Annotated in this window: 26 protein-coding genes; 10 read left to right on the forward strand and 16 right to left on the reverse strand. The window is 61.9% G+C overall.

Translation table 11 applies throughout. The features are described from left to right. Positions 1–10: 10 nt before the first annotated feature. The 10 genes from proB to hisA form a co-directional block, all read right to left on the reverse strand. On the reverse strand, positions 11–1,093 hold the full coding sequence (proB, locus tag SynA15127_RS08965; RefSeq protein WP_186483763.1) for a glutamate 5-kinase: 1,083 nt from the start codon (positions 1,091–1,093) through the stop codon (positions 11–13). Beyond that, a complete protein-coding gene (locus SynA15127_RS08970; protein WP_186483764.1) occupies positions 1,090–1,611 on the reverse strand; it encodes a YqeG family HAD IIIA-type phosphatase in 522 nt (173 codons plus the stop codon). Before SynA15127_RS08970 ends, proB begins: the two co-directional genes overlap by 4 nt. Further along, entirely contained in the window at positions 1,599–2,150 is a 552-nt protein-coding gene (locus SynA15127_RS08975; RefSeq protein ID WP_186485669.1) for a DUF3727 domain-containing protein, read from the reverse strand. The genes SynA15127_RS08970 and SynA15127_RS08975 overlap by 13 nt, the downstream gene beginning before the upstream one ends. Then, a complete protein-coding gene (ruvX, locus tag SynA15127_RS08980) occupies positions 2,143–2,646 on the reverse strand; it encodes a Holliday junction resolvase RuvX (RefSeq protein ID WP_186485670.1) in 504 nt (167 codons plus the stop codon). The genes SynA15127_RS08975 and ruvX overlap by 8 nt, the downstream gene beginning before the upstream one ends. Then, a complete protein-coding gene (locus SynA15127_RS08985; RefSeq protein WP_186483765.1) occupies positions 2,646–3,671 on the reverse strand; it encodes a hypothetical protein in 1,026 nt (341 codons plus the stop codon). The genes ruvX and SynA15127_RS08985 overlap by 1 nt, the downstream gene beginning before the upstream one ends. A gap of 54 nt (positions 3,672–3,725) precedes the next feature. After that, complete coding sequence (locus tag SynA15127_RS08990) at positions 3,726–4,901, reverse strand: F420-0:Gamma-glutamyl ligase (protein WP_186483766.1); 1,176 nt, start codon at positions 4,899–4,901, stop codon at positions 3,726–3,728. A gap of 66 nt (positions 4,902–4,967) precedes the next feature. Continuing rightward, positions 4,968–5,513 (reverse strand): thylakoid membrane photosystem I accumulation factor, encoded by a 546-nt coding sequence (locus SynA15127_RS08995; RefSeq protein WP_186483767.1) that lies wholly within the window; start codon positions 5,511–5,513, stop codon positions 4,968–4,970. Positions 5,514–5,549: 36 nt separating this feature from the next. Then, positions 5,550–7,181, reverse strand: a complete 1,632-nt coding sequence (locus SynA15127_RS09000; protein WP_186483768.1) for a DUF3685 domain-containing protein — start codon at positions 7,179–7,181, stop codon at positions 5,550–5,552. Positions 7,182–7,226: 45 nt separating this feature from the next. After that, on the reverse strand, positions 7,227–7,595 hold the full coding sequence (locus tag SynA15127_RS09005; RefSeq protein ID WP_255475656.1) for a Fur family transcriptional regulator: 369 nt from the start codon (positions 7,593–7,595) through the stop codon (positions 7,227–7,229). Between the two features lie 150 nt (positions 7,596–7,745). Beyond that, on the reverse strand, positions 7,746–8,513 hold the full coding sequence (gene hisA, locus SynA15127_RS09010; protein WP_186483769.1) for a 1-(5-phosphoribosyl)-5-[(5-phosphoribosylamino)methylideneamino]imidazole-4-carboxamide isomerase: 768 nt from the start codon (positions 8,511–8,513) through the stop codon (positions 7,746–7,748). Positions 8,514–8,583: 70 nt separating this feature from the next. Between hisA and SynA15127_RS09015 the strand changes: the two genes are divergently transcribed. Continuing rightward, positions 8,584–9,504: an NAD-dependent epimerase/dehydratase family protein gene (locus tag SynA15127_RS09015; protein ID WP_255475657.1), complete on the forward strand. Its 921-nt coding sequence runs from the start codon at positions 8,584–8,586 to the stop codon at positions 9,502–9,504. On the opposite strand, the gene SynA15127_RS09020 is transcribed toward SynA15127_RS09015, so the two are convergent. Beyond that, entirely contained in the window at positions 9,473–10,009 is a 537-nt protein-coding gene (locus tag SynA15127_RS09020; protein ID WP_186483770.1) for a CDP-alcohol phosphatidyltransferase family protein, read from the reverse strand. The genes SynA15127_RS09015 and SynA15127_RS09020 overlap by 32 nt on opposite strands. Before the next feature lie 32 nt (positions 10,010–10,041). Here SynA15127_RS09020 and SynA15127_RS09025 point away from each other — a divergent pair, with 32 nt between their 5' ends. After that, entirely contained in the window at positions 10,042–10,515 is a 474-nt protein-coding gene (locus SynA15127_RS09025) for a CBS domain-containing protein (RefSeq protein WP_186483771.1), read from the forward strand. Here the strand turns inward: SynA15127_RS09025 and SynA15127_RS09030 are convergent, their stop codons facing one another. Next, positions 10,516–11,670, reverse strand: coding sequence for a hypothetical protein (locus tag SynA15127_RS09030; protein ID WP_186483772.1), 1,155 nt, complete (start codon positions 11,668–11,670; stop codon positions 10,516–10,518). It lies immediately after the preceding gene. An 82-nt stretch (positions 11,671–11,752) separates the two neighbouring features. Between SynA15127_RS09030 and SynA15127_RS09035 the strand changes: the two genes are divergently transcribed. From SynA15127_RS09035 to SynA15127_RS09050, 4 genes are all read left to right on the forward strand, one after another. Then, positions 11,753–12,214, forward strand: coding sequence for a L,D-transpeptidase (locus SynA15127_RS09035; RefSeq protein ID WP_043691918.1), 462 nt, complete (start codon positions 11,753–11,755; stop codon positions 12,212–12,214). A 24-nt stretch (positions 12,215–12,238) separates the two neighbouring features. Next, positions 12,239–12,505, forward strand: coding sequence for a hypothetical protein (locus tag SynA15127_RS09040; protein ID WP_255475451.1), 267 nt, complete (start codon positions 12,239–12,241; stop codon positions 12,503–12,505). A 35-nt stretch (positions 12,506–12,540) separates the two neighbouring features. Next, the gene (locus SynA15127_RS09045) at positions 12,541–12,777 is read left to right on the forward strand and encodes a hypothetical protein (RefSeq protein ID WP_186483773.1); all 237 of its coding nucleotides are present in this window, start codon (positions 12,541–12,543) and stop codon (positions 12,775–12,777) included. Positions 12,778–13,088: 311 nt separating this feature from the next. Further along, positions 13,089–13,265, forward strand: a complete 177-nt coding sequence (locus SynA15127_RS09050; protein WP_186483774.1) for a hypothetical protein — start codon at positions 13,089–13,091, stop codon at positions 13,263–13,265. 452 nt (positions 13,266–13,717) lie between these two features. On the opposite strand, the gene SynA15127_RS09055 is transcribed toward SynA15127_RS09050, so the two are convergent. Beyond that, positions 13,718–14,956, reverse strand: coding sequence for a hypothetical protein (locus SynA15127_RS09055; RefSeq protein WP_186483775.1), 1,239 nt, complete (start codon positions 14,954–14,956; stop codon positions 13,718–13,720). Between the two features lie 371 nt (positions 14,957–15,327). Between SynA15127_RS09055 and SynA15127_RS09060 the strand changes: the two genes are divergently transcribed. The 3 genes from SynA15127_RS09060 to SynA15127_RS09070 all read left to right on the forward strand — a co-directional run bounded on the left by SynA15127_RS09060 (position 15,328) and on the right by SynA15127_RS09070 (position 16,281). Then, positions 15,328–15,492 (forward strand): hypothetical protein, encoded by a 165-nt coding sequence (locus SynA15127_RS09060; RefSeq protein WP_186483776.1) that lies wholly within the window; start codon positions 15,328–15,330, stop codon positions 15,490–15,492. 83 nt (positions 15,493–15,575) lie between these two features. After that, positions 15,576–15,767, forward strand: a complete 192-nt coding sequence (locus SynA15127_RS09065; protein ID WP_255475658.1) for a hypothetical protein — start codon at positions 15,576–15,578, stop codon at positions 15,765–15,767. Between the two features lie 124 nt (positions 15,768–15,891). Then, positions 15,892–16,281, forward strand: a complete 390-nt coding sequence (locus SynA15127_RS09070) for a putative quinol monooxygenase (RefSeq protein ID WP_186483778.1) — start codon at positions 15,892–15,894, stop codon at positions 16,279–16,281. Between the two features lie 20 nt (positions 16,282–16,301). Here the strand turns inward: SynA15127_RS09070 and SynA15127_RS09075 are convergent, their stop codons facing one another. Then, the gene (locus SynA15127_RS09075) at positions 16,302–16,598 is read right to left on the reverse strand and encodes a hypothetical protein (RefSeq protein ID WP_186483779.1); all 297 of its coding nucleotides are present in this window, start codon (positions 16,596–16,598) and stop codon (positions 16,302–16,304) included. A 208-nt stretch (positions 16,599–16,806) separates the two neighbouring features. On the opposite strand from SynA15127_RS09075, the gene SynA15127_RS09080 reads away from it, so the two are divergent. Beyond that, positions 16,807–17,130, forward strand: a complete 324-nt coding sequence (locus tag SynA15127_RS09080; RefSeq protein WP_186483780.1) for a hypothetical protein — start codon at positions 16,807–16,809, stop codon at positions 17,128–17,130. A 188-nt stretch (positions 17,131–17,318) separates the two neighbouring features. Here the strand turns inward: SynA15127_RS09080 and SynA15127_RS09085 are convergent, their stop codons facing one another. Further along, positions 17,319–17,834: a hypothetical protein gene (locus SynA15127_RS09085; RefSeq protein ID WP_186483781.1), complete on the reverse strand. Its 516-nt coding sequence runs from the start codon at positions 17,832–17,834 to the stop codon at positions 17,319–17,321. A 777-nt stretch (positions 17,835–18,611) separates the two neighbouring features. Further along, positions 18,612–18,803: a hypothetical protein gene (locus SynA15127_RS09090; RefSeq protein ID WP_186483782.1), complete on the reverse strand. Its 192-nt coding sequence runs from the start codon at positions 18,801–18,803 to the stop codon at positions 18,612–18,614. Positions 18,804–19,202 lie beyond the last annotated feature (399 nt).

Raw genomic sequence — 19,202 nt, forward strand, 5'->3', positions numbered from 1 at the left:
GAAGGACCGCTCAGGGCAGCAGCCGATCGCTCAGCACCAGGGCATCCCGATGCACCACCACGGCAGAGGGGCGATCGCCCGCTGCGGCAGCGAGACCGTGGCGCAGCGCGGCGCTGGACTGTGAGCAGAGTCCGCGTCCCAGCAACCGACCGTCAGGGTCGACCAGGTTCACCGCCTGGCTGGCCCCGAACTCCCCCTCCACCGCAGTGATTCCCACCTGCAGCAACGAGGCTCCCCGCTCCAGGAGCGCCTCGCAGGCCCCTGGATCCAGGCGCAGGGTGCCCTGCGCCTGCAGCGCATGGGCCAACCAGCTGCGCCGGTTGCCGAGCGGTTCCGGATGGGGATGAAACACGGTGCCGCCCCGGTCGCCCTGCAGCAGCAGATCGAGACGGCTGGGATCCCGACCATCGGCCAGATGCACGGTGATGCCGCTGGCCGTGGCGATCCGTGCTGCCGCCAGCTTGGTGGTCATGCCGCCGCGGCCCCAGCGACCACCATCGCCGGCACCCGCCTCCAGGGCCTGAAGCTCACGCGGGTGATGCACATCTGAGATGGGCCTGGCATCCACAACGGTGCGGGGATCGGCGGAATAAAGGCGATCCACATCCGTGAGCAGGATCAGCTGATCGGCATCGACAGCGGCCGCCACCAGGGCCGAAAGCGTGTCGTTGTCCCCGAAGCGCAGTTCTGTCGGAGAGATCGCATCGTTCTCGTTGATCACCGGCAGAACCCCCCAGCTGAGCAGCTGCCGCAGGGTGTTGGAGGCGTTCTGGTAGCGGCGGCGATCCGCCAGATCGGAGCGGGTCAGCAGCACCTGGGCCACCGACCGCCCATGGCGGGACAACGCCCGTTCGTAGAGGGCCATGAGATGTCCCTGGCCGATGGCAGCGGCCGCCTGCAGCCCCACAACGGTGTCGGGACGACGGGGCAGCTGCTGGCGCTGACACCCCAGACCGACCGCCCCGCTGGTGACCAGCACCACCTGATCACCGCGCTCCATGGCAGCGGCGATCGCGGCTCCGTAGCCCTCGATCACCGCAGCCGTGTCACCGCGCAGCAGGCTGGTGCCCAGCTTCACCACCCACAGCATCACGCGGCAGGGGCTCCCAGAACCCGTGCCAGACGCCGCTCGAGACGCTGAACCCGATCCCTGTCGCAGGGGGCGCCGTCCTCACGGATCGGCCGCACCAGCACGGTGTAGAGACCGAGCCGATTGCCGCAGAGCACATCGGTGAACAGCCGGTCACCGACCATGGCGATCGATTGCGGCGGCAGATCCAGATCCGCGATGACGCGGCGCAGGGCACCCCGTCGTGGCTTGCCGGCTCCGCAGGTGAAGCTGAGATCGAGCTGACTGGCCACCGCCGAGATCCGCGCCTTGGAGGGGTTGTTGCTGAACAGATGCAGCTGCAGGCGCCGCCCCGCGTCCTCGAGCCAAACCCTCACGCTGTCGGGAAGGCGCACCGCACGCCCGGGCAGGAGGGTGCGGTCCACATCGATGACCGCTGCCTGGATGTCGCGTCCGGTGAGGTGAGGCAGCGGCAGATGGGCAATGGTCAGGCCCGGATCCCAGTCGGGCAGCAACCAGTGGCTGGGACTCACTCCGGCCATTCACGCTCCTCGATCTCGGCTTCGATGCGGGGCTGGATCCGATCGAAATCCTCTCCCTCCACCAGTTCAGCCTGACCATCCACCATGCGGGCCACCACGAAGAACGGATCCAGGGGGATGTAGAGGCCGTACTCCTGCTGGTCGACCATGAAGCTCACCAGCAGCTCATAGGTTTCCATCTCTTCATCGTCCTCATCGTCCTCGTCGTCCTCGAGTTCGTCAGGATCCGGCTCGTCCAGTTCACCGCTGACGGTGAGCGTGACGGCGGAGCGCACCAGGGTGAGGTCATGTTCTTGGAGCACGACATCGGCAACCGAGAGGATCGGCTCGCTGCTGGCGACCGTCGTGATCGGCTCCGGCGAATCCCCATCGCTGAGGCGGAACAGGGACACCGGGGTGTCCACCGGGGTCAGAAGGGCGTAGTCCTCGCCATCCAGCGGGATCAGCTGCTCAAGGAAACAGAGCAGATCGCGGCCCTCGCGATCGCGAACGAGGACGGTGGGCACATCACCGCTGCTGCTGGGCCCGGGGTCACGCATGGTCCGTCGGTCGATGGGCCAAGGATCCATCATCGCCGCAGTTGATGCCCGGCATCACACCCCCCGGCTGGACCGGTTTGAGCTCCGGCCCCTCCTGGAGCCACTGTTCCAGCAGCAGCGCAGCGGCAGCACTGTCGAGACGGCCGCTTCGGTCGCCGTGCAGACCGTGGCGTTCGGCAGCTGCCCAGGTGCTGCACTGCTCATTCACCCAGGCCAGCGGCAGGTTGAGGGCCGATGCGAGGCGCAGGCCGTAGCGATGGCAGTGGTCCGCCTGCGGCGTCGGCGACCCCGCGGAATCCAGGGGCAGTCCCACCACGAGGCCCTGCACGGAGCGCCGGGCGCAATGGTCCCGCAGCACGGCGAGGTCGGCATCGAAGCGGGATCGGGCGAGGGCCGGCAACGCCGTCACGGTGATGCCCAGCGGATCGCAGCCCGCAAGTCCTATGCGCCGTCGCCCCACATCCAGACTCAACACCGAACAGACCAAGGGCACGATCAGCGGCGGCCGAGACTGGGGGTGGGCAGGGGTGTTCTCTGAGGCCGCAGGCTGCCCAGGACCTCATCGAGTGCCCGGGTATGCAGGGGAGAGCGCGGGGACACCTGCCGCCTCCACATGCTGCGGCCCATGAGCAGATGCTCGTCGCCCTGCCGCCAGCCATGCGCCAGCAGCAGATGCGCCAGAGGAGCGTCGTCCTGAGCCGTGATCAGAGCATCGGGGCGCCCATCGCGCAGCAGGCACTGCAGCAGGGCCGGCAGCGCCTCATCCAGCCGTGGATCCCAGGCCACATCGCGGATCAGTTCCAGCTGGCGGTCATCACTGCTCTCAAACAGCTGAACGCTGCCCGCGAGAACATGATCACCGTCCATGAGAACGCCGGATCCAGGGCCGTTGCGATCCAGCAGATCCAGCCAGTGGCGATCGGTGATCTGTCGCAGGTGGCTGAAATTGCCCCCCTGCTCGATCGGCCAGAGCAGCTGTGCGGTGCGCCGGTTGATCGGCTGCCAGCTCAGTCCCCTGGGCAAACTCTGGCTCGCCGGCTCTGGGACAGCCGCAGGAGGCAGCCAGGCCTGAAAGGGGCGCAGAGGCTGGAAACCCAGCTCACGCATCAGGGCGATGCCGTCGGCATCACCGGCCGGACAGCGCACCACCCAGCTGAGCACCTGGGGACTGCCGAGCTGCAGCGCCTGCTGCAGCAGGGTTCTGCGCACGCTGCTGCAGCTCCATTGGCTGCTTTCGCCGAGCTGTTGAGGCAGCTGCAGACTCCAGCAGCTGCCGCGACGGTTGTATGGCCTGGCGACGACAGCAGCCAGAGGACGGTCCGCTTCGATGGCCAGAAGGCAGCGGGGGGAACGGCTGGGCAGCAGATCCGGGAAGCGCTGCTCGAGGCGGGCCATCCAATCCCCGAGAAGTGCCGCCTGGAAGCGGGGCAGCTGGCTTGAATCGCTGATCGCCTGAAAGCGAGCCAGGTGAAAGGGATTGAGGGATTCCACCCTCAGAGGAGCTTGGGAGGTTTCCACCATGGACAACTCCTCCAGTAACCCTCTCCTCAATCTATCGCTCGCACGGTGTGAAATTCAGGCCGACGCGGTACCTGGCCTGACCAGCACCAGGGGCGTCCGCTGGTTGGCATTGCCGGCGGGATTGGGCTTGAGCGCACGCTGAAGCAACGCCTCATCGCATCCGGCACTGCCGGCGAGCACCTTGACCCGTCCCAGATCGTTGACATCCACGATCGCCACTTCGACACCGAGTTCAGCAGCCGCCTCACGGCAGAGTCGTTCCGGCTGATCGGGGCCCAGCACGATCGTCTGGTCATAGGGAGGGGTGGTGCCGGTGATGTCGTCGATCAGGCGGGCCTGATCCCCCGCCAGTCGGTAGAACCCGCCGGGAATGCCGATCAGCTTCATCAGCAACCCACCGATCCAGGCCACCACAACCCGGGTGGGCCCCACCAGATCGATCAGGGTCTGCATGCCGCAGGCGGTGGCGAGACTGCTGGTGGGATGGAAGACACGGCAGAGCTGACGCGCCACCATCCCCGGCTCCACTTCACTGGGATGGCGGTAGCGGTTCTGGATCACGGCGACGGGGGTCTCTCCGATGGTGAGCACGTCACCGGGTTGCACGAGATCTGCGGCATAGGTGCGCATCACATCGATGGGATCGTCGAGGGGACCGAGCAGATGGGTGCGTAACGGCAACACCCGGCAGCCGTCACCGGTCAGGAACTCAGCGGCCCCAGCATGGAGCGGCTGCGGACGCCGCAGCGGCACCAGCACACCCTGACGCCGCGGCAGACGACCGAAGGGGCCGTAATTGAGCCAGTGAACATCCACCCAGAGGCTGTCGACCAGATCAAGCGGGTTGCGTCCGTCGGCGGCACGCAGCCGGATCTTCACCCGTGCACGGGTGGTCTTGCGCCCCTTGACGATGTAAGCCGCCCAGTAGCCGTCCTCGCGGGTCTCTTCGTCCGGATGATCCGCCTCGATGCGGGTGCTGATCTCCAGAGCCGAAGGATCCGACTTGCCCAGCAGCACCGGGTCCACCCGCAGCTCCGGAACGAACACCTCCATGCGCGGATGGGGGTTGCTGATCTCCAGGAGACCGCTGATGCGCACCTCGACACCAGAGGGCTCGACATGCCATTCCAGAGCCCGCAACTGCAGCGGCGATGCCGGACGCAGACGATGGCGCAACTCAAGCCAGGCCACTCCAAGGCCGAGAGCAAGCGGGGCGATCAGCACGGACACGCGCAGGTTCCGGCCGCGAAACCGGGAAAACTCGGCGGCAGCGTAGGCGGATCAACGGCGAAGCACTCAGTTCGCCGTGACCTCGATGTTCACCTCGTTGAAACGTCCTTCCGGGTTGATGGACGGGAGTTCCGGTGCCGGCAGACCGGTGGCCTCAGCGATGGCGCCATTGATCACCGCCAGCGGCACCTGACCGTCCTGATCCAGCACCACCCGCCCGTCGGGGGCGATCACCACCACCTGAGGGATCCGCCCGTTCCAGTAGCGAGCCGGTTCATCAGCGGCGGCTCCGCTCTCGCGTCCCTGCAGCTCATCGGTGGTGAGGGGAAGCAGATCGATGCTGCGGGTCCATAGCCGCTGCAGCTCGGAGACCACCGGTGCGAAGCGTTTGCTCACGGCACTGTCATCCAGGTAAAAGATGAGAACCGAGGTACGCCCGTCCGCCCGTGATTCCTTCAGGGTGCTGGTCGGCGGCACCAGGGATCCATTGCCGGCATAGAGCGCATAGATGTTGCCGTCGTAACTGTCGTCGTTGAGCACGGCGTGGGCCGGACGCACGATCAGCAGCAGCGCGACGCTCAGGCTGAGCAGCAGGCGGAGCAGAGATGCCATGAGACGACGGAACCAGGCGTCATTGTGACGCTCGGCTCAGCCCCGTCCCAGGCTGCGGCCCATGCCCTGGGCGATGCCGCGGCCGATCAGTCCGATCGCCCGGCCCACCACCTGGGTGAGCAGAACCACCGCCAGATCACCGATGCGCTGCACCAGAGCCTGAACCTGCGGGGCCAGCGCATCACGGGTCTCCAGCAGCAGCGCCACCTGCCGCTGCCACCAGCCGAGCTGATTGAGCTCCCGATCACGCGGCTCGGTGAGCTGGAGCGGTTCGATCCGTCCCTGTCGCAACTGGAACAGCACCCGACGGCTCTCATACAGCTGCACGGGCCGCTCGATCCAGGCCTCCCAGCGCCACTGCGTGTTGAGCTGGTTGCGTAGACGCTCCAGTTCCCGAGTGGCCAGATAGCGCTCACCCAGCAGATAACGGCGCAGTTCCGGCCAGGCACCACAGGCATCCAGCAGTTCCGCGCTGATCAGTTCGGCGGTGCGCACCAACCAGTTGCTCACCAGCGACTCCAGCTGCAGCAGAGCGCGGGGATCATCCGCCGGCAGCAGCTGACCGTTCACAAGCACCGGCTGATCCACCAGCAGCGGGGTGAGCATGCGGGAGGGATCCGGCAACTCCTCATCAACGGCGGAGAGATCAGCCTCCCCCAGCAGCAACTGCGCCACCGGCAGAAGCGTGCCTTCCCTGGGGAGCCGGACGTAGCTGCCAGCCATTGCGGTGAGGGCCTGGCGGCGCAGTTCCGGTTGCAGTTCAGCCCAGGCTCCGCTCTGCACCGGATCGCCATCGCTGCCGCGCAACCTGGCGAGCACCAGATCCAGTTGCTGCAGAAGTGCAAGCAACAGCTGACGTCGACGCTCCGGATTCAGGCCCTCCAGCGCCAGCAGACTGCCGGTGGCATTGCTCAGGCCGGCTTGCACCGAACCATCCAGACGGCTGCGGATCGCACCCCAGACAGCGATGGCATTGCGTTCTCTCAGCGTGATCGCAACGGAGGCGGACGCCGCCGGAGCGCTGCGATCGTGTATGGACGTGAGAGGCACCGCATCCTGCAGACCGAGCTGCAGGGGGCCCCAGATCCAGAGCAGCAGCGAGCGGGCCGCCGCCAGTTCTCGCCGTCGTCCCTCCAGCAGAAACCGCAGCAATGGATCCGCCGGAGGCGGCATCAGCAGCGCCTCGATCATCTGCAGGTCCTGACTGATCTGCTGCAGGCCGCTCACCAGCAACCACTGCCCCAGTCCCATGGGAGCAGAGGCGGCTGTTGAGCTCCCAGCTTCGACCGGGTTCACATCCACCACCCGGCCACCACCCAGCACGGTGGCCACGGCTTGCTGCAGCGTCGCCAGGTCGGCGTTCTGCAGCAGCCCCGCCGCGGGCAGCGAGAGGATCTGGTCGCGATCGAGGGTGAGATCGGCAGGCAGCAGCAGCAACAGCGGCGCCGGTTGCCAGCGTTCCTGCAAACGACGTGCCTCGCGCTCGATGGCCGTGAGGCTGATGACGCGATCCAGCGACCAGATCACCAGGGCCGGGTGACCGGCCAGCTGCTCGGGACGCAGCATCACCTCCAGGGATTCGTCGGCTGCGGTCAGCTGCAGAGCGAGGCTTTCGGCAAGCAGATCCGGCGCCAGCAACAGAATCCGCACCGGAGAAGTGACAGCCAAGGTGCGGCGGACGACGAGCTGTCCGTCAACGTAACGAGCCCTGGCTCATTCCTCCAGGGTGCGGCGACCATTCAGCTGAAGCGTGTAGGACTCAATGCGGTAGCCGGTGCGCCGCTCGATCTGCTGAAGCAGGTCATCGGGCAGCTGCACATCGATGTCCTCGATCACTCCGGTCTCCAGACAGGTGAGATGGCTGTGAGGATCGCTGCGGTAGCCATATAAACAACCGTTGGCCCGATCCAGGCACTCGATCACGCCAGCGGACTGCAGTGCCTCGAGGTTCTGATACACGGAGGTATGACCGATGCTGCGGCCGCGGGCGTTCAAGCGCTCAAAGATGTCCCGGGCACTGAGATGACTGCGCTCAGACCAGAGCAGATCGAGGACCATGCGTCTCTGACGGCTGAGTCGCATGCCAAGGCCGCGGCAGCGCTCGAACACATCCTGCAGCCCCCCGGGGGGGGGATGAGGAGGACGCGTCTTGTAGGGAGCGCGTTAGCACAGAGCCGGTTTCTCTAACATCACCTTAAGGCGTGCTGGCCGGACTGGACGCCAGGACCTGGATCAGGCCAGATCGGCCATGTGCTCGACGGGATCCTGCAGACGACCTTCACCGATGGCGCTGATGGCCTCGGCCAGATCCACCCGGCCGTCATAGAGCGCTCGTCCCACCACCACGCCGCTCACTCCCAGCGGTTCCAGGGCCAGCAGCGACAGAAGATCCGCCATGCAACCGATGCCGCCGGAGGCGATCACCGGCACGCGGCTGGCCTCGGCCATGGCCCGCAGAGCCTGCAGATTCGGGCCGGCCAGGGTGCCATCGGTGGCGATGTCGGTGGAGATGATCGCAGCGATCGCGGCATCGCTCAACCGCTCCGCCAGCTCCGTGGCCAGAACGTCGCTCTGCTCGATCCAGCCGCGGGTGGCCACCCGGCCTTGCTTGGCATCGATGCCCACGATGATGCGGCCTGGATGACGCCCGGCCAGCTCCGTCACAAGCTGCGGCTGCTCGATGGCCACGGTGCCGAGGATGACCCGCTCCAGACCGCAGGCCAGCAGATCCTCGGCACGCTCCAGCGACCGCACACCGCCACCCAGCTGCACCGGGATATCAAGACTGGCGGTGATGGCCCGCACCACTGCATCGTTCACCGGCTCGCCTCGCCGGGCCCCATCGAGATCCACCAGATGCAGACGGGTGGCGCCCTGGGCCTGCCAGCTGCGGGCCTGGGCCACCGGATCATCACTGAAGCGGGTCACCTGGTCGTAATCCCCCTGATGCAGCCGCACGCAGGCACCGTCGAGCAGATCGATGGCGGGGATGATCTCCATGGCGAACAACCGGGGCGGCGTCCATCCTGCAGCTCCGCGCTTCAATGACTGCGCTTTTCGCTGGACGGCCGTGAAGATCCTGGTGATGGGGGGAACCCGTTTCGTCGGCAAGCCGCTCGTGGCCAGGCTGCAGGCCCAGGGCCATGCGCTGACCCTGTTCACCCGCGGCAAGAATCCGGTTCCCGACGGTGTCACCCACCTGCGCGGGGACCGCAGCACGGAGGAGGGGCTCAAGGCCCTGCAGGGGCTGCGCTTTGACGTGATCGTCGACAGCTCCGGCCGCAAGCTCGAGGACAGTCGCCGGGTGCTGACCATCACGGGCGCCCCCGAGCACCGCTTCGTCTACGTGAGCTCTGCCGGCGTCTATGCCGGCTCAGACCAGTGGCCGCTGGATGAGGACTGCCCCATCGATCCGCAGAGCCGCCATGCCGGCAAGGCGGACACCGAGACCTGGCTGCGCTCGGAAGGCATCCCCTTCACCAGCTTCCGGCCGACCTACATCTACGGCCCCGGCAACTACAACCCGATCGAACGCTGGTTCTTCGATCGGATCGTCAACAACCGACCGGTGCCCCTGCCCGGCGACGGCAGCACCATCACCCAGCTGGGTCATGTGGAGGACCTGGCCGAGGCGATGGCCCGCTGCATCGACGTGGAGGCTGCCGCCAATCGCATCTACAACTGCTCCGGCAAGCTGGGGATCACCTTCCGGGGACTGATCCGCTCGGCGGCACGGGCCTGCGGCAGGGATCCCGACACCGTGGAGCTGCGCAGCTTCGATCCCTCCGGTCTTGATCCGAAGGCCCGCAAGGCCTTCCCGCTGCGACTGAACCACTTCCTCACCGACATCAGCCGGGTGGAACGGGAGCTGGCCTGGCAGCCGAGCTTCGATCTGGCTGCGGGCCTGGCGGACAGCTACTCCAACGACTACGCCCTCTCACCCACCGCGGAGCCGGACTTCAGCTCCGATGCGACGCTGATCGGGGCCTGAGGTAACCGACAGCGGACGTCAACGCCAGCAGCAGGGACGGCCAGAACAGCCACCAGCCCAGGATCACCAGCGCCGCATGGCCACCCCAAGCGGGTGGCCAGAGCAGCAGCAGCAGGCTGAGGAACTGCAGGATCGTCTTCAGCTTGCCGCCCCTCGACGCGGGGGCACCGTCGGAGGTCTGCGAGCGCCAGCCGGAGATCAGCAGTTCGCGGGCCAGCAGCAACCAAACCGCCCAGAGCGGCAGGCCTCCGGTGGAGGCGAGCCACAGCAGCGGAGCGGAGATCAGCACCTTGTCCGTCAACGGGTCCAGACGGGCCCCCCAGCTGCTGCCCCCACCGGCCCGACGAGCCAACCAGCCATCGGCGGCGTCACTGAGACCCGCCAGCAGCAGCAACCACCAGGCGATCGGACGCTCTCCGAGCTGCAGCGCCAGGATCAGCGGCAGACCGGAGACGGCCCGTCCCACGGTGAGTCCATCGGCGAGCTGTCGGAAGGGGAAGGCCAACGGCGCAGAATGCGGGCAGATTCCTGCAAATCATGGTCCTGCAGCTGACGGTGGCGGATGTGATGACCCAGCCCGTGCTCAGCGTCTCTCCGGAGACGGTTCTGCAGGATGCTGTGCAGCTGATCAGCGACCATCACATCAGTGGCCTGCCGGTGGTGGATGGCGAGGGAGCCCTGGTCGGAGAACTCAGCGAGCAGGACCTGATGGTGCGGGAGAGCGGCGTGGACGCCGGTCCCTACGTGATGCTTCTGGACAGCGTCATCTACCTGCGCAACCCACTGAACTGGGACAAGCAGGTGCATCAGGTGCTGGGGACGACCGTGGGAGACCTGATGCGCAAGGGCACTCACTGCTGTGCCGCCGACCTGCCGCTGCCGAAGGCGGCGTCCCAGTTGCATGACCGCAGCACCCAGCGGCTGTTCGTGCTGGATGAGAAACGGGCCCCGATCGGAGTGCTCACCCGGGGAGACGTGGTGCGTGCACTCGCCTCCCACCGGGAGATCTGATCAGTTCAAAGCGCGCACGGCGATGGCGATCGGCTTGATCGCCCGGAATTCCACGTAATCCCCCACTTTGAGGGTCTGCACGGGATCGCCGTTGATGTCGCCACGCACATCCAGGTTGTGCACCCCGCCGAAGGGGCCGCGCAGGCTCAGCTCCTGATCCTGCTCGGACACTTTCACCACTTCCGCGGTGCCGGTGGCCATCGCCACCCGGGCCCCCTTGCGCACCTCGCCGAAATCACTGGAGAGGATCACGTCCTCCCGCTTGAAGGTGAGACGATTGATCGGGCTCCTGCGGAGGTCAACGACCAGACCATCGAGGATGTCGACAATCACCTCATCTCCCACCTTGAGGCCCTGGGCCTTGAACTGGCCGCCCAAGGTGATCAGCATGTCGTGGCCGTAGGGGCTGCGCAGCTCCATCACCCGTTCGGCCGGCATCAGCCGCTGGATCGTGCCCTGCAGCTTGGTGATCTCAAAGGAACGCAGCAATTCGGCCTTGAGGCTGGCGCTGTCGTTCACCACAGTGGCCAGCAGGGGCTGCTCCACCTTGGTGCCACGCGCGGCAGCGGCTGCAGCGAGCTTGTCGACATCCACCGCCACCGGCTGGATCAGACGGAAGCTCACCACATCACCCGCCCGCAGGTTCGGGAAGAGATCGTCACCAGGGTCGGCGAGCACATCCAGGTTGTGGATACCGCCGAGAGGCCCCATCAGGCTCAGCGTGCGGTCCCGTTCGGAGAGCTTGATCACCCTGGCTGTGCCAGAGGCCAGAGCCACCCGCATACCCTTCTTGAGGGGACCCATATCGGTGGGTAAATAGATGTCTTCGCGGTTGAAGCTCAGCTGCTTGTCGCGGCTGCGCTCCAGATCCACCACCAGCCCGTCAAGCACCGAGATATCGACACGGTCACCCGATCTGAGGCCCAGGGGCTTCAGGTCGATCCCGACGGTGACGATCTCCTTGTGCCCCTCGGGATCGATGATCTCGAGCACGTTCTGATCCGGCAGCACCGTGCTGACGGTGCCGCGCAGATGGGTGACTTCGAAACCAGCCAGCTGTTCGGGGGTGAACCCGGCCATCGCCGGAAGGGAGTTGAACACCACCGCCGCGGCAGCAGCCAGCAGGGCACGGCAGGGTCCGGAAAGACGGGGCATCGGCCGGGGACAGTCGTTTCGACGGAGCGACGCTAGCCCGTTTCGAATAGGTCAAAATGCTCTCGGTAGCCTCTTGGCCCCTATGACCATCCGTCCGATCCTGCTGGCCGCCCTGCTGGGGCTCGGCATTGTTTCGGTGGCGCCGGCTCAGGCAGAGACCTCAATCCGGATCAGCCTCAAGGATCGCTATCTCACCCTTCTCGATGACGGGAAGGAGATCGGCAAGTACCCGGTGGCTATCGGGGCACCTGAATCACCGACACGGGAGGGAAGCTATGCCGTCACGAAGATGGATCCTCAGCCGGTTTATCACAAGAAAGGCAAGGTAATCGCGCCGGGTCCTGAGAACCCGGTTGGGGTTCGTTACGTGGCTTATGTGCAGATCGGACGGGATGAATACGCCATCCACGGCACGGCCTGGCCCAGCTGGGTGAAACTTCGCGCTGCCGTGAGCCTGGGCTGCATCCGGATGCTCAACAATGATGTGATTCAGGTGTTCAACAGAATCAAAGTGGGCACCCCGGTGCTCGTCACCAAGAACTGACATCCACGATTTCCTGTCTTCAAGATGCGCTGCCTGCTGATTGCCTCCGCGATCCTGATGCTCCCCCTCGGAGCCCACGCAAATCCCACGACGGAGACCAAAGAGAACGATTTCCTGGACCTGGTGGACGTCAAGGGCAATGTGCTTGTGCAGGGAAAGGGCGTCAGTGACGTGAACGCCAAGGCCCGTGCTGAGGGGCTGAAGTTCCCGGCACTTGGCTACTGGTCTCCGGAGGGGCACTGCTTCATCACACCAGCCCCCGGAGATTGCAACGGCGTCTTTAAAAAGTAGAAGTCAAGTAGAATCAACTCCTTGAGGCAGAGAAGATGTTCAGCAAATTTCCAGCACTTCGACGCGTTTCCATTTACATGGTCTTGAGCTATCTAGCCCTGACCATCACAAACAACAGTGGACTGCAGCTGGACAACATGTGGTTGCTGTACACACCGATGTTTGTCGGTGTTTATATCTTTTCAAGGTGGATCGACAGCAAGCTCGGCAACCCGGCAACCCGGCAACAAACCGAAGAGAAGTCTGATGAGAAAGGGTTCGTCAAACGATGAACCGGCCGCCAGAGCATCCAATGCGACAATTTCCAAATCTCTTAAGTATCAATTGTGTTGTTGTGAGGCCGAGCTGTGTTGAGAGCTTGTAGCTTCTTGCCTGCATGGTTCCTCAGCAGTGTCTGGATCCGACCTCTCCAGCATCAAATGGGAAAACGACGGCGAAATGTCGGCCCAGGACACCTGGAATCTCGTGCGCCAACTCTCCAAGACTGAGGAGCACGACAGAGCATCCGCTCTGCTCCACCTGTCTTCCAAGCACAGGCATTCCAAGGTCAAGCCCCGTTATCGTGAAGCACCGCTGGAGACAGATGACGTTTCCATTCGGTGAGGCAGGCAGCTGGGATGATCCGTCGCCGGAACTGGCAACGACCCGTCTGCGCCACTGGCTGGATACGCGCTTGAAGCACCTGGCCCGTCAGCAAAGAATCCAGGACGCACGATCGCTGCTTAGTGAATTCTCCATCGAGGAGTCATCAAGGCGCTGACATTTGCGGGCGTAAGCTCTGCCGTATTGCCACGACTGTTACAGCCGAACGGAAGATTGATGTGTTCAATATCGTCAGCAGCTCACCTTCCATGTGGATGCTGATCTAAAAAATGAAATCGTCGCCGGCGCATTTATCATTGGCTGCTTCTTTGCAATCGTTGTGATGAACCTGATCGGCTACAACGCAGACAACTGCTTCATTCCCCGGTAAATCAGCACAGCGATTTGATTACCCTGCGACAGAAAAGACTCCAGCCACATCCCTGCGGCCGGAGTCAGAAATCCCTGGTTGTTGAAGCTGGTCCTCCTTGAACGCATCCCAGTCGAGTTCTGAAGAATCAGTCTCAACCGGGATCAAAGCCTGACTGAACCGATGAACATCGATCCAGTCAGACACGCAAACACTGCACTCAGGCAGCAGACTCATCACACCTCAAAAGACGAAGTATTTTAATATATAGGATTTCCACTTGCATCGTAATGGGTGCTCGACGATGTCGACGATGTGTCCGTCGCAGCGAAGGCCTGCATGAAGGCAGACGCCGTGCGTTGGTTGTTCTGAGTGGCGAAGGAGTTGGTCGACAGCGTTGCCAGGGCTGAACCGTTGGCAGTTGCAGACGAGTTATCCTGCGTATTCACAAGCTTGAACGCATCCAGACGATCCAGGCTCACAGTGAAACTGGAATTGTCGTCGGCATTCACGCTGGCGATGGCACCCAAGCCCTCAACTGTGACTTCACTATCACTCTGAGTGTTGGTGGTTCCGATGGATTGAGAGTAACCGGCTTCATAGGCTGCATTGAAAGCAGCCGTCCAGGATGCACCACCGGTCGTATCATTTGTTGAATCAGCCGCCGTCAGTGCGGACGCCACAATCGCTTCTAACTGAGCCTCTTGACCGATCGCGGTGACGGAATTTTCAGTTGTATTGAAGGTACCCTTGATAATTCCGGTCGCGGATGACTCGGTCGCAGTAGAAGAACTGTTTGTGATGACGTTGTTGTACGCAGAGCTGTAACTGGAGTTATAACTCTCATTATAAGAGGTCGTATAAGCATTCTTGAATTCTCTGAAGTTGCTCTGCTCAGACTCGTAAGATGATTGACCACTCGACCCGTAAGAGTCTCTGACAGAGGTACTCAGGCTTGCCCAAGGAGTGTCATAGGCGGTGGTGAATTTCCACTCTCCATCACGGTCATAGCTTCCGTAGTTACCAGTCTCCGTCGCCGACAGATTCGTGGCCTTGGTGGCTTCTTCCCAACCAGTGGAATGGGACTCACGCTGAGCCGTTTCGGTTGCCACTGAGTTGGCGGCAGCAGAAGCGGCCTGGGTTGCAGCGGCAGAGGAGGAGGTGCCATTGGTCTGCATCAGGTTGCTGCCTGCACCCATCTGCATCACACCCATCGACATCCCGTCGAATTCCTGGGTCGCGGACACGTTGGCGTCCACCCCAATGCTGGTCGTCGAGCCCACATTGAACTGATTGGAGGTGCCGACCGCGTTGTTGAATGTCGCCGTGCCCGCACCGGAGAAGGTCAGTCCGCCAGGAGTGGTGGCGTTAATGATGAACATACGCTGGGTGGTACCAGACATGTTCGGGTCATCGGAACCAGCGCGACTGGAGTTCTGGGCGTTTGCCGCGGCCGGAGCCACCAGCAGCAGCGCCGCTAGAAGTAGAGGTGTTTTCATTTTGGGTAAAAGGAATCCAGAATGTTTTAAGGATTCACCCGCACCCTGTCACTGGCCCTTGGCGGGGCGCCATAACCTTTTCTTAATTATCTTGGCTGTAGGAATAGGCGGGTGACGGGGGCGACCCAGGGCAGCGGGTCATCAGGGAGAGCAAGGTCTGCGTGGTGCATCAAGCAGCCCCGGGCGTTGCTCAGAAACTGTTTGACGACAACACCGAGATCAACGCTGACGCAGACCACTGATCAGGCCAAGCAAAACGGGATCTATCAAACCCCTGCGCAGAGTCGATGTTCGGTCGGCGGGCGGTTTCCGCGCTCACGACGGCAGGCGGTTCATGGCGAGATTCTCGATGTCCAAAGTCTTGACTTCCCATGACCACCGAACACCGCAACTGGGCTGTCGTTGCATCAGCAATGGAGCGAAAGGGAGCAACCAACAGCGAGATGTACCGCCGCGCCAGAGCCATGGCTGATGGTCAGACAGACCCGATGCCAACAAGCTTCCCAGCCGCACCCTTCAGCATCTCAGTCGTCTGAGACGCCATCATCCAGCCTCTGCCTCACCGAGCCTCGGTGGGGCCATTCCCCTTCTTTCCGCTATGACCAACCATCACTTGTCGATGGAGCAGAGATTCCATCTTGAAGCAGCCTTCCGGGAGATCGATACCTGCGAGGACATTGAGAAGCTGCGTGAACTCACCAAGCAGATCATCACGGCTCAGGAGAATGAGAAGGCGTTTGCTCGGGAGGCAGCCGCACAGATCCGATTGGAGTTGGATGCAGCAGCCGCAAAACGCTTCGGATTCGTCTGAAGTTGTGAGAAGCAGCATCTGAAAGGGTGAATACCCAGATCTCTTGAATCAGGCCCCGCCGTGGCGGCGGGAACAGACGCATCGTTCAGATCAGGCAAGACTCCAACAACAACCCTCCTCAGCCATGGCGACGTTCGATTCAGCAACTCCCTTTCTACTGCTGGCACGCATCCATGTGAAAACGGGTTGCGTGGACGACTACCTCGAGCTTGCCCGCGAGACTGATGCAGCCGTGGAGGCATCCGAGCCAGGCATGCTCCACCACACCTTTGATCAGGACCCGGAGGACCCGCAGACCTTTGTGTGGTCGGAGGTCTACGCCAACGATGCAGCCTTCGCAGCGCATGTGTCCAATCCACCGGTTCAGGCCTATCTCCAGAAACACGCCGAGCTGGGCGACAGCTTCAGCATCGAGGTGTACGGCACGGTGGGCGATGACTGCCGCACGCTGATGGAATCCTTCGGACTGCCCCTGAAGATCCACGAAACAAGGCTCGGCTACAGCAGGGTCTGAGCGGAGAACCGCCCTGGTTATTACTGCTGTTGCTGTTGGCGCAGCGCTGCCATCTTGTCGACGCTAGAGCCTACGGTTTCCACCACGAACGCCTCCGGCCCGTCGGGCTTCAACCTGAACAGATAGCCGTTCACCCAGCCGGTCTCCCGGTTGTTGATCTCATGGCCGAGATCCAGAAACCCTGGTTTCTGACGGAACAGATGCAGAAGGATATCCAACACATCCTGGGGAGATAGATTCTCAGGATCGACAGAAGGAAGATTTTCTCTCACATCCATGAAAGAAATGGACGCCGAGTAATGGAAATCGTTCTGCATCAAGCAACACTGCTCATCAGGCATCGTAGCCCTTGATACGGTTTAAAACGACTGAATGTTACCGAGGATTGACATCAAAGGCTCACTATCTAATCTGAAAACCACTGCAACAGGCCAGTGCGCGAACGCATTCTCGATGAGCTCATTCAGATGGAAACCTGGGACTGGTGGAAAGCACAAGTCTATTATTTGAGAGAAAAGAAGGAGTATGCCGAAGCCGAAGCCATTTTCAATGAATTCAAGATCAACAACCCTACATAACCATCTGCTGGGCTTGATCGCAGTAAGCCTGCTGCTGCTGGTCGCCAGCGCCGCGCCAGCCAATGCCATGAGCGAGTGCGAATTCATCATCCGAACAATGAACAAGCTGGGCTCGCGGATGTCGGTGTTGAGAATGACGATTGCGTCGACAGACGACAAGGGAGAACAGGATCTGGCCAGTCAGCAACTAGACCAGTACAACGCTGACTACCGCCTGGCCAAAAAGCAGTTCAGCAAAGCCAACTGCGGCGACACCTGGAGCAGAGACTGAGCCTCTCAAGCGATGAGAGCGGGGGAAGCCCGACGAACTGAGAAGGAATCGAATCCGATCTTCAAAGCCAGATCCAGAACCAACTCAGTCGATCTCCTACACCGGGTCGTCGCAGCTGGTTATCTCTGCCGTCTTCATTGACACAGACATGCTCATATTTTTTGTTGCAGAAAACTTTTTAAAGGCATCTAAAAGTTGTAGTAAAAATATTTTGGCTTGGTTGCCTCCCATTCCTCCTTGCTGATCTCATCTCCTTGAACCTGCCACTCCTTGCAGACAATCCGGCGTGTTGCTTCATAGAAGTCGCAAGATCGTGTTTGGACCAGTTCTCGTGTCGACAATTCATCTCGATCCACAGAAGACGTTGCTCTGGAGGAACAATTCTGATCGAGATACTCCTGTTGCTTGATCAAGGAAGAGCGTTCCAACGCAGCACCATTCGCATCTTTGCCTGTGCTGACCATCCTGGTCACGGTCTTGCAGACTGCCTCTAGAACGTTCTGCTTTTCTTGCATGAGCTCCTCAACCTCCTGATCGGTCGGGCTGGTCATAACAACAATTTCACCGCTTTCTTTCAAGAACTCCACTTGCGCCAGAAAGGCTTCCTCTTTACTGGCAAACTTGATTGTATTACTTGCCGAAGAACACGAGAGAACCAGCAGTGAGGCAGCAAATGCCGTGATGATTTTGAGTTGTTTTGTCATCTATCATTCGACACTTTTCCCACACTACTTGAGCTGTCTGCATCAACTCAATGCTGGCAGAAGGTGATCGAGCTGCTGAGCGCGCCAGGCACGCCGTCTCAACAATCGGTCGGCATCGCCCCAGAGGCAATGCGCCTTAATGCTGATGACTTTGTGCCCTGAAGGCACAAAACTGGATACATCGAGATCGGAGGCGCCATGACGGCCGACACTCCACCACAGCAAACAGCAGAAGCAACCTGACTTTTCTGGCCCCTGCTCCAACTTTTCAACCCAATCGTGAGCAATTCGTCTGTGACGACACTGATGGTCGTCTGATCAGTCGATTCTTCTCTGCACCGTCCGAGGTGCCCCGCAGAAGATCTGCATCACACCTGGTCCAAATGGCCCCAGGGTTGCCACAAGCCAGACGCTTCGACCGTTTCTCTCAGTTCACTGTCGTTCGAAGGGCACTTCACGCTTCGCGGATACAGCTTCACTGAACAGGTCGATTGCAATGCATCAACGAGCGAGATAGGCCGTCTTTCCACCGGGAAGGGCGGCCTTCCTCTTTGGGAGCACCGGCGGGACGCGGTGAGCCAGCCACTTCGATCTCGCAGGAGCAAAAAGAAACCCCCGCCGAAGGCAGGGGCTTCAAAACGCTTCTCGGGAGTGTGACCTTGTTTCCACCCCGTGAGACGTTTTTCCTCACAGATCAAATATGGCCCGCCATCTGCACCCCCGGCAAGTGCCTGGGTTCGGATTCGTGATTGGCCCGACACAGGCAGAACGCAAGCGTCAGCTTTCGTGCTCAGCCTGGCTGGCCTGGTGCTGAAACGACTGCTCGAGGTGCTCCACCCGTCGCTCCAGCGCCTCAACCCTCTGCTGAAGCTCATGCTCGCGGCGCTGCCCAGCTGCATCCAGCTGCTGGCGGCCACCATTCATCATCTCGGTGTAGGTCAGAGCCCTGGGCTTGATCGGTTCCGTCATCAGCTCTCGATAGCAAGAGCCTGATCAGCCTGGCCACGGCAACCAAACCGGGTGTCGGTTCCCTGAGCGCAGCGGCTTGACGATGGGGCGCCCGCGCTGCCAGGCGGGGTTGGATTGTCGAACTACAGGAGAAACAGCAAGAGCACGATCCAAGCACTCCCAATGAGGAAAACCTTGTCTGGGCCCTTTCCAATGTCGAATGGCTCGTAGGGCTCAGGAATCATTGTTGAACTGAATCGGCATCGAGCCTAGTGGCTTGGACCGCCACTCCGATGCTCACGCGGCTGATCCTGAACCGCAGCACAACTGCCATGACCTCAGCGGCACATGCTTCCGACATATTTGTTTTGAGCTAGGTGACGTTTTCTTGAAAATATCAATACCATTTCCTAATTTATC

It is taken from the genome of Synechococcus sp. A15-127 (assembly GCF_014280215.1).
Taxonomy (GTDB): Bacteria; Cyanobacteriota; Cyanobacteriia; order PCC-6307; family Cyanobiaceae; genus Parasynechococcus.

What these genes read in the sequence shown, in the direction of transcription:
- SynA15127_RS08970 (WP_186483764.1), bottom strand. Translation starts at nt 1,611, where the DNA reads ATGGCCGGAGTGAGTCCCAGCCACTGGTTGCTGCCCGACTGGGATCCG.
- SynA15127_RS08975 (WP_186485669.1), bottom strand. Translation starts at nt 2,150, where the DNA reads ATGCGTGACCCCGGGCCCAGCAGCAGCGGTGATGTGCCCACCGTCCTC.
- SynA15127_RS08985 (WP_186483765.1), bottom strand. Translation starts at nt 3,671, where the DNA reads ATGGTGGAAACCTCCCAAGCTCCTCTGAGGGTGGAATCCCTCAATCCC.
- SynA15127_RS08995 (WP_186483767.1), bottom strand. Translation starts at nt 5,513, where the DNA reads ATGGCATCTCTGCTCCGCCTGCTGCTCAGCCTGAGCGTCGCGCTGCTG.
- SynA15127_RS09005 (WP_255475656.1), bottom strand. Translation starts at nt 7,595, where the DNA reads ATGCGACTCAGCCGTCAGAGACGCATGGTCCTCGATCTGCTCTGGTCT.
- hisA (WP_186483769.1), bottom strand. Translation starts at nt 8,513, where the DNA reads ATGGAGATCATCCCCGCCATCGATCTGCTCGACGGTGCCTGCGTGCGG.
- SynA15127_RS09025 (WP_186483771.1), top strand. Translation starts at nt 10,042, where the DNA reads ATGGTCCTGCAGCTGACGGTGGCGGATGTGATGACCCAGCCCGTGCTC.
- SynA15127_RS09030 (WP_186483772.1), bottom strand. Translation starts at nt 11,670, where the DNA reads ATGCCCCGTCTTTCCGGACCCTGCCGTGCCCTGCTGGCTGCTGCCGCG.
- SynA15127_RS09035 (WP_043691918.1), top strand. Translation starts at nt 11,753, where the DNA reads ATGACCATCCGTCCGATCCTGCTGGCCGCCCTGCTGGGGCTCGGCATT.
- SynA15127_RS09040 (WP_255475451.1), top strand. Translation starts at nt 12,239, where the DNA reads ATGCGCTGCCTGCTGATTGCCTCCGCGATCCTGATGCTCCCCCTCGGA.
- SynA15127_RS09045 (WP_186483773.1), top strand. Translation starts at nt 12,541, where the DNA reads ATGTTCAGCAAATTTCCAGCACTTCGACGCGTTTCCATTTACATGGTC.
- SynA15127_RS09050 (WP_186483774.1), top strand. Translation starts at nt 13,089, where the DNA reads ATGACGTTTCCATTCGGTGAGGCAGGCAGCTGGGATGATCCGTCGCCG.
- SynA15127_RS09055 (WP_186483775.1), bottom strand. Translation starts at nt 14,956, where the DNA reads ATGAAAACACCTCTACTTCTAGCGGCGCTGCTGCTGGTGGCTCCGGCC.
- SynA15127_RS09060 (WP_186483776.1), top strand. Translation starts at nt 15,328, where the DNA reads ATGACCACCGAACACCGCAACTGGGCTGTCGTTGCATCAGCAATGGAG.
- SynA15127_RS09065 (WP_255475658.1), top strand. Translation starts at nt 15,576, where the DNA reads ATGGAGCAGAGATTCCATCTTGAAGCAGCCTTCCGGGAGATCGATACC.
- SynA15127_RS09070 (WP_186483778.1), top strand. Translation starts at nt 15,892, where the DNA reads ATGGCGACGTTCGATTCAGCAACTCCCTTTCTACTGCTGGCACGCATC.
- SynA15127_RS09075 (WP_186483779.1), bottom strand. Translation starts at nt 16,598, where the DNA reads ATGCAGAACGATTTCCATTACTCGGCGTCCATTTCTTTCATGGATGTG.
- SynA15127_RS09080 (WP_186483780.1), top strand. Translation starts at nt 16,807, where the DNA reads ATGCCGAAGCCGAAGCCATTTTCAATGAATTCAAGATCAACAACCCTA.
- SynA15127_RS09085 (WP_186483781.1), bottom strand. Translation starts at nt 17,834, where the DNA reads ATGACAAAACAACTCAAAATCATCACGGCATTTGCTGCCTCACTGCTG.
- SynA15127_RS09090 (WP_186483782.1), bottom strand. Translation starts at nt 18,803, where the DNA reads ATGACGGAACCGATCAAGCCCAGGGCTCTGACCTACACCGAGATGATG.